Source organism: Bradyrhizobium huanghuaihaiense (genome assembly GCF_007830635.1).
GTDB classification, from domain to species: domain Bacteria; phylum Pseudomonadota; class Alphaproteobacteria; order Rhizobiales; family Xanthobacteraceae; genus Bradyrhizobium; species Bradyrhizobium huanghuaihaiense.
This window is the reverse complement of sequence record NZ_VLLA01000020.1, coordinates 111,306-125,129: the sequence shown is the minus strand read 5'-3', so window position 1 is coordinate 125,129 and position 13,824 is coordinate 111,306. Positions and strand designations below refer to the sequence as shown.

Annotated in this window: 10 protein-coding genes; 3 read left to right on the top strand and 7 right to left on the bottom strand. The window is 60.7% G+C overall.

Annotated elements, in window-relative coordinates; translation table 11 throughout:
• Positions 1-282 precede the first annotated feature (282 nt).
• The gene (locus tag IQ16_RS31940) at positions 283-1,563 is read left to right on the top strand and encodes a WecB/TagA/CpsF family glycosyltransferase (RefSeq protein ID WP_080648116.1); all 1,281 of its coding nucleotides are present in this window, start codon (positions 283-285) and stop codon (positions 1,561-1,563) included.
• 9 nt (positions 1,564-1,572) lie between these two features.
• The gene (locus tag IQ16_RS31935) at positions 1,573-2,793 is read left to right on the top strand and encodes a glycosyltransferase family 2 protein (protein WP_080648117.1); all 1,221 of its coding nucleotides are present in this window, start codon (positions 1,573-1,575) and stop codon (positions 2,791-2,793) included.
• Between the two features lie 16 nt (positions 2,794-2,809).
• Here the strand turns inward: IQ16_RS31935 and IQ16_RS31930 are convergent, their stop codons facing one another.
• On the bottom strand, positions 2,810-3,748 hold the full coding sequence (locus IQ16_RS31930) for a glycosyltransferase family 2 protein (protein ID WP_051123028.1): 939 nt from the start codon (positions 3,746-3,748) through the stop codon (positions 2,810-2,812).
• 238 nt (positions 3,749-3,986) lie between these two features.
• Entirely contained in the window at positions 3,987-5,063 is a 1,077-nt protein-coding gene (gene galE, locus IQ16_RS31925) for a UDP-glucose 4-epimerase GalE (RefSeq protein WP_018645225.1), read from the bottom strand.
• Between the two features lie 546 nt (positions 5,064-5,609).
• On the opposite strand from galE, the gene IQ16_RS31920 reads away from it, so the two are divergent.
• The gene (locus IQ16_RS31920) at positions 5,610-6,419 is read left to right on the top strand and encodes a LuxR C-terminal-related transcriptional regulator (protein ID WP_244635944.1); all 810 of its coding nucleotides are present in this window, start codon (positions 5,610-5,612) and stop codon (positions 6,417-6,419) included.
• Between the two features lie 121 nt (positions 6,420-6,540).
• On the opposite strand, the gene IQ16_RS45930 is transcribed toward IQ16_RS31920, so the two are convergent.
• The 5 genes from IQ16_RS45930 to IQ16_RS31895 all read right to left on the bottom strand — a co-directional run bounded on the left by IQ16_RS45930 (position 6,541) and on the right by IQ16_RS31895 (position 13,753).
• Positions 6,541-6,717 carry a hypothetical protein gene (locus IQ16_RS45930; protein ID WP_018645227.1) on the bottom strand — a complete coding sequence of 59 codons (177 nt, stop codon included), beginning with the start codon at positions 6,715-6,717 and terminating at the stop codon, positions 6,541-6,543.
• A gap of 829 nt (positions 6,718-7,546) precedes the next feature.
• Positions 7,547-10,696: an efflux RND transporter permease subunit gene (locus IQ16_RS31910; protein WP_018648624.1), complete on the bottom strand. Its 3,150-nt coding sequence runs from the start codon at positions 10,694-10,696 to the stop codon at positions 7,547-7,549.
• Positions 10,693-11,769, bottom strand: coding sequence for an efflux RND transporter periplasmic adaptor subunit (locus tag IQ16_RS31905; RefSeq protein WP_018648625.1), 1,077 nt, complete (start codon positions 11,767-11,769; stop codon positions 10,693-10,695). Before IQ16_RS31905 ends, IQ16_RS31910 begins: the two co-directional genes overlap by 4 nt.
• Entirely contained in the window at positions 11,766-12,815 is a 1,050-nt protein-coding gene (locus IQ16_RS31900; protein ID WP_018648626.1) for an efflux RND transporter periplasmic adaptor subunit, read from the bottom strand. Before IQ16_RS31900 ends, IQ16_RS31905 begins: the two co-directional genes overlap by 4 nt.
• 68 nt (positions 12,816-12,883) lie before the next feature.
• Entirely contained in the window at positions 12,884-13,753 is an 870-nt protein-coding gene (locus tag IQ16_RS31895) for an ATP-binding protein (RefSeq protein ID WP_244635942.1), read from the bottom strand.
• Positions 13,754-13,824 lie beyond the last annotated feature (71 nt).

Sequence of the window (13,824 nt, the reverse complement as noted above, 5' to 3'; positions counted from 1 at the left end):
GATCGCTTAACGTGGCAACCGGCTCACCTCAACAGCTCACCCATTGTCCGGCTGATGCGTCAACGTAATAAGGCTAGTCGACATCGCTGTGAACTACTCACCATGTGTCGCTGTCATATCCGTGCGGGCACTTCTGCTTCAGCTGGCCTCGCCTACTCTAAAGAACCGAATTCGGATCCAACGCTCGTTTCGTAACCGAGAGCAGGTTCGGTGCGGCTGATCCGCACTTGGCCGACGGAATGGTTCGTGTTGTTCGGGGCGGGCTGCGATGTGCGAGGTAGCATGCCGATTGCCGTTCAGACCGGCGGGAGGGCAAGCCTTCATTCGCCAAGATCGCTTGAGCCCAACTTTTCGCGGCGGGCTTTTTGTATCCAGGGATTGTTATGCGATGTGGTGACAATCGAGGAGGTCACGCAAAAGGTTGCTGCGTCCATCAAGGCGGCCCGCAGTTGCAACATCGTCACGCCCAATGCGAACTTTCTGCGACTGGCACGGTCCGATCCGGACTTTAGAGATGCTGTGCTCGCCAGCGATCTTTCGATGATCGATGGAATGCCTCTTGTCTGGTTTGCACGCGCTCTCGGCATCTCCGTTCCCGATCGCGCATGCGGATCGGACCTGTTCGATTCATTGATGCGCCAAACCGACGAGCGATTTAACGCGTTCTTCCTTGGTGCAACCCATGACATCGGTCAGCGAGTTCGCCGGCGACTTAATGAGGGCACCTCTGGCGTACGGTGCGCCGGCGTTTACGCGCCCGGGTTCGGCTCCGTTGAATCAATGAGCGATCAGGGAATTCTCGACGTCATCAATGGAGCCGGTGCTGACTTACTGATCATCAGTATTGGAGCTCGGAAAGGCCTCCTATGGACCAGTCGTAACGAGGGTTCGCTTGCGCCGCCGATCATCTGCAACCTGGGCGCCACGGTCAATTTTGTCGCTGGAAGTATCACGCGTGCACCCATCTTCTTTAGGAAGCATGGCCTCGAATGGCTATGGCGGGTGAAGGAAGAACCGGCTCTTTGGACACGGTATGCTCAAGACCTCATGGTCCTGACCTCGGTGCTATTTGGTCACATTTTGCCTTGCCTCGCCGAATACCGCCTGCACAAACCCTCACCCGCACAACTCTCGGCCGCCTGCTTGCGACGTCGTCAACGGGACGCGACCTATACCATCGAGTTCATCGGCGCCTGGACCAACGACAACATCGCCCCGGTTCGCGAGGCTCTGTCGGAGGCTACACGAACGCAAGGCAATCTCGAGATTGATCTGAATGGCGTGACGTACGCAGACGCCGGCTTCCTCGGACAGATTCTCCTCGCATATGGATATCAACGACGAATGCGCAGAGGCTTCGTGCTTCGTGCATCCAGGAAGCCAATCCAAAGAATTCTGCGTCTGCATGGTTGCGGCTACCTGCTTCATGCCGGCGACAGCCAGATTGAACCTCGACAAACCGCGCGCCGGCTGCACCCGGCAGGCAAGGCAGCCGTCCGAAGGCTTTGGCAGTCGACTTTAGACGCCTGTGGCGCAGCCTGGATCAATCCTCACCGTCACTGAGATGTAGTCGTGCTTGCTGCAATTGTGACCTATACTCTTGGCTTTGCTGCCGCCGCTTTGGCTCTTGCCACTATCGCGTTCGCGATCCAGGCAGCCGCTGGGATCTTCTGGCGCGACCCTTCATACGTTCTGTCGTCGCGCCGCCCGACGATCGCGGTATTGATCCCAGCGCACAACGAAGAGCAGGATATCGAAGCAACTCTCCTTCGGAACAAGATACATTTGACGCGGAACGATCGCCTCCTGGTCGTGGCCGACAATTGTACCGATGCCACGGCGGCAATCGCTGCAGCTGCCGGTGCCGAGGTTCTGGTTCGAGACGAGCCATGGTGCTGTGGCAAGGGCTTTGCCCTCGCCGCCGGTCTTCGCTACTTGAACGCAACCCCCCCCGAAGTCATCGTATTCATCGATGCGGACTGCGAGATCAGCCCTCATGGCGTTGAGGTGCTGGCCCGAGCATGTGCCGCCGCAGACGCCCCGCTGCAATGCCTGGACTTCATGATTCCGAACCCTGACGGACCCGTTCCACCGCGCTTGGCGGAGTTCGCATGGCGCGTCAGGAACGATCTGCGGCCGCGCGGTTACGCACGGCTTGGCCTGCCTTACCATCTGCTCGGAACGGGCATGGCCCTGCCCTGGAGCATGGCAGAGCCCGAGCTTCTCGCAACCGGGCATCTGGCTGAGGACAAGTACCTTGGGCTGGAACTCGCGATAAAGGGATACGCTCCTCGGTTCTTCCCAGGAGTCCGCGTGACAAGCTACTTTCCCGACGCGCAACGCGCTCACGACCAGCAAAAGCAGCGCTGGATGCACGGGCATTTTGGGCTCATGAACAGCCACTTGCCGCGATTGCTGTATCACGGCCTCCGGCGGCGGGATATCGGCTTGTTGGCACTGGCTGCCGATCTCGCCGTCCCACCTCTCGGCCTGCTTGCTGTCGCCAACGTGGCTCTCGCAGTGCTGTGCTTCATCTGCATGATTGGTATCGGATCGACTGTTCCGCTTGGTCTTGCAGCCATCGACATGGTCCTCTTCTCGTTTCCTCTCTCAACGGCGTGGTACCTCTGCGGGCGCGATCTCATCGGCATGGAGGAAATCAAGCAAGTGCCACGGCACGTCGTGATGGTGCTTCGCTCTGCCGTGGATCTGGCCTGCGGTCACAAGACCAAGTGGCTCAGGGCTGATCGGTCGCAGACGACTGTTCGAGATACACACTATACTCATCGATAGCTGGATCGGTGGTCTCTCAGGCCTGTCGAGCGTGGGTTTGACCTAACCCAAAAAGGGTCTGTCCAAACGACGTAGTTCTGATCAAGCGCTTCAGAAATCGTTTTGGATCGTAGCGAGGCACGCATTCCCCGAGCAGGACTGCTCGAGCGTCGGCATACTGGCCGCTGTCAAGCAACTGGCGCGCATACTCAAGCATGAGGAAATTCGCATAACGTCTGCCGCTTTCGGCCAATCGAGGATCCAACTCGTCGCTTGCTATCAAGTCGTGCAGTCTCTGAGCCGAGAACGGCCGCACGACCGTGCCTGACGCACTGCAGCGCGTATGCGAGCGAGCGTCGTTGTAGGTCGCCGTAAGCTTGGCGGTGTAAAAAAATGCACCTTGGCAGGCAAGCCTGCACCACATATCGATATCTTCCCCCGTTGAGATTCCCTCAACGAACAGTCCGGCCGCGACCAACTTGTCCTTGAGAGCGATGATCGAGCTAGAGCTGATCGGATAGCCACCGCTGCGGAGCGCGAAGGAGAAGTAATCTTCTACTCTCTGGGCCACCAGCCTCGGATCAATCAATGGACAGCTGGCGCGACTTTGGAGCCGAACATTACTGAAAGCGGCAATCGCATCGCTGCCATCAATTGCCTTCAACAGGGTGGCAAGATGCTCGCATGACCACACATCGTCGGCATCAAGAAATGCGATCCACTTCCCGCGCGCGGCAGTCATTCCACGGTTTCGGGCTGCGGAAACCCCCGCATTCTCCTGCGCGATGAGAAATAGGCCCTCGAGGCCCGCGTTGTGAACCAGCTTGGCACCATCATCCGTCGATCCGTCGTCGACAACTATGATCTCGAAAGCGACATCCAGCTGACTCGCGGCCGAGGCAACCGTCCTCAAGATGAAGTCGGCCTTGTTGTACAAAGGAATTACGATAGATACCAACGGCGTCTGACGTGTCATCACCGAACCCACATGGCTCTACGTTGAAGCCTGTAACGAAAGCACCGCCTAGGCCACGTAAAACAACTCTTGGTACGTTAAGGCACGCCGCTGCCAGAACAAGCGGCAATGTCCTCCTCACGTCGCACTAGTTCTCAGGGACAAATTGCGCCGCGCGACGATCGGCCGCTCAGATCCTTCTACGCTTTTATGTACGCGAACAGGCGTCGGCCTTTCGAATACCTCAGGCGCGCACACCTCAGCCGTGACGGCGGAGATGCTTGGATCGCTCCCGGACCTTGGGGAGTTCGCTGCCAAGGTAACCGTCCGGATTCTGCAATTGCCAACGCCAATGGTCCGCGCACATCTGTTCCAACGATCGGATCGACTTCCAGCCCAAAGTCTCCATCGCAAAGGTCGGGTCGGCATAGCAGGCGGCGACATCGCCAGCCCGACGCTCCCTGACTTCATAGGGAACTGAACGCCCGCTCGCTGCTTCAAATGTACGAACGATGTCCAGAACGCTGCTGCCGTTTCCCGTGCCAAGATTGACCGTGAGCACACCAGGCTGTCTCAGGTGGCGCAAGGCGCTCAAATGCCCGGACGCGAGATCGACCACATGAATGAAGTCGCGGACTCCGGTGCCATCAGGCGTATCATAATCGTTTCCCCAGATCTGCAGCTTCTCTCGGCGTCCAATCGCCACCTGCGCCACAAACGGGAGCAGGTTGTTGGGAACGCCAAGCGGGGCTTCTCCGACGAGCCCGCTTTCGTGTGCGCCGACCGGATTGAAGTAGCGCAGATTGGCGATCCGCCAATCGTCGTCGGACCCGCAGAGATCCTTCAGCATCTCTTCGATAACGAGCTTTGTGCGGCCGTACGGATTGGTCGGACAGAGGGGATGGTTCTCGTCGAGCGGCAAGTATTTAGGTATCCCGTAAACGGTCGCGGACGAACTGAAGACGAGCGTCTTTACATTCGCCCTCTTCATTGCCGACACCAGCCGCATCGTTCCCAAAACGTTGTTCTCGTAATAGCTCAGGGGCCGTACGTTGGAATCGCCGACGGCCTTCAATCCTGCAAGGTGAATGACCGCGGTCACTCCGCAGGAGCGAAGGACATCGCAAATCACTTCTTCATGGCGGATATCGGCGTGCCGAAAGACGAGCGAACGCCCACAGATAGACTGCACCCGCTCGAGCGAGGCCTTGTTGCTGTTGGAGAGGTTGTCGAGCACGACGACGTCGAGCCCGGCGTCCAGCAATGCGATACAGACGTGGGCCCCGATGTAACCGGCACCTCCAGTCACCAAGACCATCTCGGACAGCTTCCGCATTCGCTCAACCGGCCTCCGTGCAATGCGACACCACGTTACTTGCAAGTCGCGCCCACGGGGCGTGGAGATTTTGGGCTTTATGAGCTACTTCTGATGGACTGCACGGGGTGAGTCCGCCCGAGATCTCCAAGCATCCGCTCGACATCAAGCTTCGAGCAGCCGTAAGGATAGATTGGATGTTGTGGATGATCCGTCTAGATCGGAAGTCGATCGGTCACGCAATGGTGGCAACTCGACGAGAACACCAGCGGCGGGGCAACACGACTTAAGATCGTTTGGCGCAGGCCGCGTAACCTTAGTGCGCTGTTAGGGCCGGACTTGGCAGTCCGAAAGGACTAGTTCGTTTGATTGGAACAATCTGCCCCATCTCACTTTATTCGTGGTCTTTGAACGAATTTAAGTGCTTTTAACTTAAGTTATTTGTGCCGCTCTAGCAACAGCCGACTGTGCCAGAGTCATTTTGGCAGAAGGAATTTATAGCGACGGCAGCAATCAGCAGTAGGAAGGCCGCGCGCATTCGTAGCTGGAAAGCTTGGTGAAAGACCGGTGACTAACCAGGTACCGAATATGTCGAGTGAGCCGATTGTTCCTACCTTTATTCTCCAGAGCGACGGCCTCTTCCGCGAGGGCCTCCGGCTCATCCTATCGAGGACTCGTTTTCGACCACAAGGATGCGAAGTAGAACTGAACGATCTTGCCGAAATCCCGTCCGACGGGCCGCTTCTGTTCATTGTCGGCGTTGGGCACAGGCACGATTCTCTCTGCAGAAGAATTCGAGCTCAGTATCCGTCCGCCCTTATTGTGGCTGTTGGCGACGAAAATAGCTCGGAGTGCTTATCTGATGCGCTCGACGATGGTGCAAATGGTGCGCTGTTCAATTCGATCACACCAAGCGGACTCGTGGGCGCGCTGCACGCGGTCGTCAGCGGGGTTCTTATCGTCGTCGACGCCCGTCTCGCGTCCTTGGATCTCCGGCCCAAGTCTGAAGAGCCAAGAACGGCTTCTGTCCACGACGACTTGCACGGTCACAATGATATCCACAATGACGCGCCGCTACATGCTCAAAATGGAACGGATCCCGGCAAGCTGTTTTCAGCGCGGGAAGTTGCAATCCTTGCGCGGATTGTTCGGGGAGATTCTAACAAACACGTTGCACGATTGTTCAGAATTGCCGAACCGACGGTCAAGGCGCATGTGAAGACTATCTTTCGGAAGATTGGAGCGAGCAATCGCACTCAGGCAGCATTCTGGGCGCTTAATCACCGAATTTTCGACAGCCTGGACGGTTTGCCAAGTGATGTTTCCGACTTGCTCTCGCCGGATGGCAACAATCCCGTTCAGCGTCGCGCCTGTTGAACCGTAAGCTGATGAATTATACGAACGGACTGAAGCGTGGTCCGAGCGAGGATTCGAGGGAGGCTACCGCTCTCTTCCTTTCCCCTCCTGAAGGCAAAAGTCGCGTCGGGTGATCTTCCTCCTACGCGGCGATGTCGAATGACGCAATCAAGGCACGCACGTCGTTTGCCAGATCACGGTAGTGTTGACCTGCACGCAGATACAGCTCGCGTTTACTTCCCTGCACTCGTTTGGCGATCAACTCGCATTCGGCAGCGAGGCTTTCAAAACGTTCCAGCTTAGCTTGGAAACCGATCATTGGACGCCCCTACTCTTTACAAAAAGGAAGGCGAAGATATTTGCCGGATTAGTTCATGGCGATCATTGTTATCGAATATAATCATGCCGGTCCAAACTCGCCGCGGCGTTCGATTTACGACGCAGACGAAAAGGCCGCAACGGCTGGCGCTAACGAAAGGAGATGATGTCGGTCAGTTTCGCTGTCCTGTTGGCATGACCAAGCAAATCATCCAGGGCGGCCCAGAAACGAAATCGGGCCGCGCAATAGCAACAGCCCGACCCACCGTGTGCTTAACGCGATCTGGATCCCGTCGTTACACAGTGAAGAGGAATCTTGAAAGAAACTAGGCTAATCGCAGACGCGATATCTGCGATGTCCTCTATAGGCATAATAGCAGTCACTACTCGAGTAGTAGCTGGAGCGCGCGCCGCCATAGGCGTATCCGGCGTAAGCGCCGGCCATGTATGCGCCGGCATATGATGCCGCACCATATCCATATCCGTGCGCTCCACCATAGCGATAGGCGCCGGCACCGCCGATGTTGACTGCCGTCGTCCGCGGTGCGTTCACGATGGTCGACCCGCCGCCGACAACTCGCGCGGCGAGATCCGCGCGCGGCCCAGCTGCCGGACCGAGCCGAGGCCCCGGGCCAGCGACAGGGCCGGGCTGAGGGGGACCTGCAAATGTTGGCGGATTCGCGGGCGCCATCGGAGGCGGCCCGGGCGGCGCCATCGGTGGCGGCGGCGGAAATTGCGCAAACGCAGTAGTGGGGACGAGCGGACTCGCTGCGACAGTCACAGCGACCGCAAAGGTTGATAGCGTCTTCGAAAGCATCGTCGTCTCCGTGCTAGATCTGGACCTCGAGCTCAGGCTCAGGTGCGTGGTGAGTGGCGGTCTGTTCGGCTGGCGCTTCCTGCGCATCAGCTTCGGGTTCATGGGCAGGCGATCCACTTGCACGGTCAGGACGGATTCTGAACCACGCCACATAGAGCGCCGGCAGAAACAGGAGCGTCAGGAGCGTGCCGACGATGATGCCGCCCATCATGGCATAGGCCATCGGGCCCCAGAAAATCTCGCGCGCGATTGGAATGAGCGCCAGACTTGCGGCGGCGGCCGTGAGCAGGATCGGCCGCATGCGGTGCTCGGTTGCTTCCACGACCGCATCCCAGGCCGGCCTCCCCTCCTTCTTTAGATCCTCGATCTGCACGATCAGGATCACGGAGTTTCGGACCAGGATGCCAATGAGGGCGAGCACGCCGAGGATCGCAACGAAGCCCAGCGGCGCCCCGCTCGGCAGCATGGCCATGACGACGCCGATCAGGGCGAGCGGCGCGACCGCGAACACCAGGAACAGGCGCGAAAAGCTCTGCAGCTGCACCATCAGCACGGTCGCCATGACGAACAGCATCAGCGGAACGACGGCGATGATCGGCCCTTGGCTCTTTGCACTCTCCTCCACCGAGCCGCCGATCTTGATCGCGTAGCCCGCGGGCAGCTGCTTTGCAAATTCCGCTATTTTCGGCGCCAGCTGGTCGACGACCGTTTTCGGCTGAACGTTGCTGACGACGGCGGCCTTCAGCGTGATCGTCGGAATCCGCGCGCGGCGCCAGATCGTGGGCTGCTCCAGCTCGTAGCGCAGATTGGCGACGGCCCCCAGCGGCACCGATTGGCCGCCGAGCCCGGTCATCTGCAGGTCGCGCAGCGTGTCGATCGAGGCGCGTTCCGGCGCGGTCGCTCGTCCCGTGACACTGACCAGATAGATGCTGTCACGCACCTGCGTGATCGGCGAGCCCTGGAGCACTGAGTTCAGGGTGGTGGCGATGTCTTCCGATGTCACGCCGAGCTGGCGCGCCTTGTCCTGGAGCACATCGACCTTGACGACGCGCGCCGGCTCCATCCAGTCGAACACCACGTTGCCGAGGTCAGGACTGCTGCGAATGACGCCTGCAAGCTTCTGCGAGAGGTCGCGGACCTCGGCGATGTCGGGGCCGCTCAGGCGGTATTGCACCGGACGTCCCACGGGAGGGCCGACCTCGAGCAGCTTGACGTAGGTGTCGGTGCCCGGGAACGTCTTCCTTAAGTAATCCTCGAACTGCGACTTGAGCTTGTCGCGCGCGGCGATGCCGCCTTTGGTCACGATCACCTGCTGGCCGAACCAGGTGTTGGCAGTCTGCAGGTCGAACGACAGCACGAAGCGCGGCGCACCGGTGCCGACAAAGGTGGACCAGTGCTCAACCGAAACATTGCCCTGCAGCTGCTCGCGCTCGAAGCGAGCCATCTGCGTATTGGTCTCGGTGATCGAAGCGTTTTGCGGCAGGTTCCAATCGATCACGAGCTCGGCACGGTCGGACGAGGGGAAGAACTGCTGTTGCACGAACTGCAAGCCGAACAGGGCGAGAAGGAAAGCGCCGGCCGTCACGGCGACAGTACTCCAGCGGTGACGCATGCAGAACAGCAGCAGGCGCGCGAACATCTGCGCCAGGCGGCCCTTCTGCTCGTGATGTCCTTTCATCCTGGCCGGCAGGATGGTGACGCCGAGAAGCGGCGTGAACAATACGGCCACGATCCAAGAGACGATCAGAGATACCGCGATCACCACGAACAAGGTGAAGGTGAACTCGCCGGCGTTGCTGCTGTTGAGCCCGATCGGGATGAAGCCGGCCACGGTGACAAGCGTTCCCGTCAGCATCGGAAATGCGGTCGACGTATAGACGTGGGTTGCCGCCTTTTCGAGGGGATCGCCGATCTCGAGCCGCGCCACCATCATCTCGACCGCGATCATGGCGTCGTCGACCAGCAGGCCAAGCGCGATGATCAGGGCGCCCAGCGAAATGCGTTGCAGCGAGATGCCGCAATAGGCCATCACGACGAAGGTGATCGCGAGCACGAGCGGAATAGCGATGGCGACCACGAGCCCCGCCCGCAAGCCCAGGCTCAGGAAGCTGATGCCGAGCACGATGATCACGGCCTCGAACAGCGCTTCGGTGAAGCCCGAAACGGCATGTTCGACCACGACCGGCTGGTCGGCAACGAGGTGGACACCGACGCCAATCGGAAGGTCGGCGATGATCCCAGTCATCTCCTCCTTCAGCGCCTCGCCGAACTGGAGCAGGTTGGCGCCGGACTTCATGCCGATCGCAAGCGCAATCGCGGGCTGACCGTTGTATCTGAACAACGTTGATGGCGGATCAGCGTAGCCGCGCGTGATGGTCGCAACATCGGTCAACGGGAAGAAGCGATCATTGATGCGGAGATTGACTGCCTTAAGGCTAGCCTCCGATGTGAACTGGCCATTCACACGGACGCTGATCCGCTCCGGCCCCTCCTGGAACACGCCGGAGGGCGCAACCGCATTCTGGCCCTGGAGCGAATTCATGATGGCGTGGACATCGAGGCCGAGCGCAGCGATCTTGCGGGTGGAGAATTCGAGATAAATGACCTCGTCCTGAGCACCGAGAATGTCGACCTTGCCGACATCGGGCACGGTCAGCACCTTGGCGCGGATGTCCTCGACCTGATCGCGGAGCTGTCGCTGGCTCAAGCCGTCGCTGGTGAAGGCATAGACGTTGCCGAAGACGTCACCGAAGCGGTCGTTGAAACCGGGTCCGATCACGCCTTGCGGGAAATCGCCCCTGATGTCTGCGATCATGTTGCGGACGCGCACCCAGGTCGGCTTGACATCGGCCGCCTTGGTCGAATCGCGCAAGTAGACGAAGACGGTGGTCTGACCCGCGACCGTCACGCTCTTGGTGTAGTCGAGCGATTCCAGCTCCTCCAGCTTCTTCTCGATCCGGTCGGTGACCTGGCGCGTCATCTCCTCGGGCGAGGCGCCCGGCCACTGCGCCTGGATCACCATGGTCTTGATGGTGAAGTCAGGATCCTCCTGTCGTCCCAGCTGGAGATATGCAAACAGGCCGGCCGCCATGAAGGCGATCATGAAATACCAGACGAGCGAGCGATGGCCGAGCGCCCAGTCGGAGAGGTTGAACGACTTCATGGCTCTTGATCCTGTTCGAAGCGGACGTGCTGTCCCGGCTTGAGGCTGTGAATTCCGGCGGTGACGACGCGGGTGCCTGCAGCAAGCCCGCCGGTGACGCGGATGCCCGCCGGTTCGGCGACACCATCGATCTTCTGCAGAGAGACGGTGCCGGCGGACTGATCGACCACCCAGACGAAATCGGCGCCGTCCTTGGCGAGCACAGCTGATGCGGGCAGGCGCAAGTCCTTGCTCTGGTCCTTGCCGAGCTTTGCCATGACGGTCGCGCCGAGACGGAAGCTTTCGGGCGGGTTGTCGAGCGCAATCCGGACGCGCCGCAGCCGTGTCACCGGATCGGCTTGCGGCGCGATTTCGCGAATCCTGCCTTCGACCTGAACGGCGGGAAGAAGCTGCAGACTGACGCTGAACGGAAGACCGGCTTCGAGGGGGACAGGGAGCTCTTCCCCGATATCGACGACCGCCTCCCGAATGTCCGGCCGCGCAACCGTCACCACGGTTTGACCGGGCGAGACCACCTGGCCGACCTCCGCGCCGACAGCGGTGACGACGCCGCCGAAGTCGGCCTTGATCTGGGCATAGCCGAGTTGCTCGATCGCCTTGGTCAGGTTCGCCTGCTCCTGCGCGACGCTTGCTTCGGCGCCGGCGCGGGCCTGTTCGGCATTGTCCAGCGTCTGCCTGGTGGTCGCATCGCTGGTGATGAGCGTGCGTTGCCGCTCCTCCGTGGCCTTGGCCGTCGCGAGCTGCGCCTCGGCCTTCGCAAGTTGAGCTTTCGCCGCGCGAACGGTGAGATCGAGTGCGGTGGGATCAATCGTCCCGATGATTTGTCCTTCGCTGACGATGTCGCCAACGTAGACCGGACGCGAAGTCAGCCGTCCGAGCACGCGAAAGCCAAGGTTGGTTTTATAGCGCGGCTCGACGACGCCGACGGCAACCGTGCTGTCACCGCTGTTCGGCTTGGCCACCATCGAGAGCACGGGGCGCATGGGCTCCGGCGCGTTCGTCTCCTGCTGACATCCGGTGAGCAACGAGGCCGCCGCGAGCGTGCCAGCGATCATCATGACCTGTCGCTTCATGACTGACCTCCCTCTTCAGTGACTGACTGGCCGACGCTCAGAAGCTTGCCGCCGTCGACGACGACGCGCTCGCCGGGCTCGAGGCCTCCCTTGATCAGCACCTGACCGGCTTCATAGGCGCCGACCGAGACGGGCTTCAGCGACGCTGTCTGCGTTTTCGGGTCGACGGTCCAGACGGCAGGCTTCCTGCCCGCGGCCACCAGCGCGCTCCAAGGCAAGGTGATCTCCTTCTGAGCTGTCGCCTTCACCGTTCCCGAGACGGCGCTGCCCAGCGTCATCGCAGCCGGCGGGTTCTCGATGGACACTTTGACGCGGATCGTGGAGCTCTTCGCGTCGATGGCCGGTGAAATCTCTCTGACCTCACCCGCTGCTGCCACGCCGGGATCGGAGACCAGCGCCAGCGTCACGCGGCGGCTGTCGGTCTGGCCAAGGAAGACGGATTCGTAGACCTCGAAGATGGCATCCCGCTCCCCGTCCTGAGCAAGCGAGAACACGGGTTGAGCAGCCGGAACGATCTGGCCGACCTCGAGATTTCGTGCGGTAATGAGACCGTCGGCTTCAGCGCGCAGGACGGTATTGCCAAGCGCATCCCGCGAAGTGCCAAGCTGCGCCTTGGCCGCTTCCAGCACGCCCTCTGCGGTTCGTAAACCTTCCTGGGCCTGGTCGTAAACGGTCCGGGTGGTGAAGCCGCTTGCGATCAGCGCTTTCTGCCGCTCGAACGTTGCCTTCGCCACGCGCAGTTGGGCTTCGGCCGAGGCCACTGCCGCTGTCGCAGCATCGACATCGGCCTGTTGCTCGGCCGGATCGAGCCGGGCGAGGACGTCGTCCTTGTTGACGTGAGCACCAACGTCCACGGTGCGAGCGATCACCCGTCCGCTGACGCGGAACGAAAGATCGGCACGGAAGCGCGCCTGGACCTCTCCCGTCAACGTGAGGGAGGCTTGCCGGTCGCGCGGCTGCACGATCGTGGTCCGGACTAGCGTTGCCCGTGTGGTCGTCTGCGCCGCGTGATCGTTGCAACCGGCCAGCGCAATGCTGACAAGCACGGCCGCTGCGACGCACTTCGCTGCATGTGGCGTTCGAAGAAGACGGATCGGATTGGGAGATCGGTTTGTCATGGCGCGTCCGTATGATGGGAAGGTGACAACAGCCCGCCCAGCGCATCGGCGGATTGGCGGGGGACGACCATTTCGCGTTCTTGTTGGCGCAGTAGTCCCGCAAAGGCATCTGTCTCAACGGTGGGCCCACGCTGATCGGCCTCTGCGCTTGCCGTGAGCACTGCTTCGTTCGAAGCGGTGGCTCTCGTGCGGCGCGGAGCCCTCATCTGGCGCGTTGCGATTGAACAGTTTGCGCCCCGTTCGCGCTCGGTCAGTGGGAACGAGAGGACAATCGAGGTGAATTCGGCGCCGAAACCCTGCTCGATCCGGCCGTCGAGCGCCCGCGCGATATCCCTGGCAATTCGCAATTCGCGGTCCGAAGTCTCCCGCGCGGGACGCGAGCCGTTGTCCAGGATCACGCAGTTCACCAGCGCACCGGTACGCGTCAGCTTGATCCTGATCTGCCCGGCCCGGGCGTCGAAACACGCGTGTCTTGCCGCGTGCATCACGAGCTCATGGACGATCAGCCCCAGATGCCAGCAGCGCTCCGGCTCAAGCGCGAGGGACTGGGTCGCGAATGCCAGCTGAATGTTCATCCGGTCCAGGAGTGCCCGGCGCATGCCACAGCCCAGCTTGCGAATGTAGGTCGCGGCGTGGATCAGCGTTTCACCCGCGGGCATGGCCAACGCACGATGCAGATCGGCGTAGCCATGCAGCAGCTCGACGACATCGCTGAGCGCGCACTTGGCTTCCGTCTCCTCGACCCGGATGGCGGCGGCGGAGACCAGGTCGATGGCGAAGGCAACGCCGTTGGTGACCCTGCGATTCAGCTCGCGTAGCAGCACGCCCTCCTGCAAGCCGGACGGGGCTGGGCTCAAAACAGTCACGACATTCTCCTCATTGGGCTCGGACGATCGGGGTAGAACGCTTCACCTGTGCGACCCCGATCGTTTGGGGG

Coding starts and splice junctions, on each gene's coding strand:
- IQ16_RS31940 (WP_080648116.1), top strand. CDS start 283: ATGCCGATTGCCGTTCAGACCGGCGGGAGGGCAAGCCTTCATTCGCCA.
- IQ16_RS31930 (WP_051123028.1), bottom strand. CDS start 3,748: ATGACACGTCAGACGCCGTTGGTATCTATCGTAATTCCTTTGTACAAC.
- galE (WP_018645225.1), bottom strand. CDS start 5,063: ATGCGGAAGCTGTCCGAGATGGTCTTGGTGACTGGAGGTGCCGGTTAC.
- IQ16_RS45930 (WP_018645227.1), bottom strand. CDS start 6,717: ATGATCGGTTTCCAAGCTAAGCTGGAACGTTTTGAAAGCCTCGCTGCC.
- IQ16_RS31910 (WP_018648624.1), bottom strand. CDS start 10,696: ATGAAGTCGTTCAACCTCTCCGACTGGGCGCTCGGCCATCGCTCGCTC.
- IQ16_RS31905 (WP_018648625.1), bottom strand. CDS start 11,769: ATGAAGCGACAGGTCATGATGATCGCTGGCACGCTCGCGGCGGCCTCG.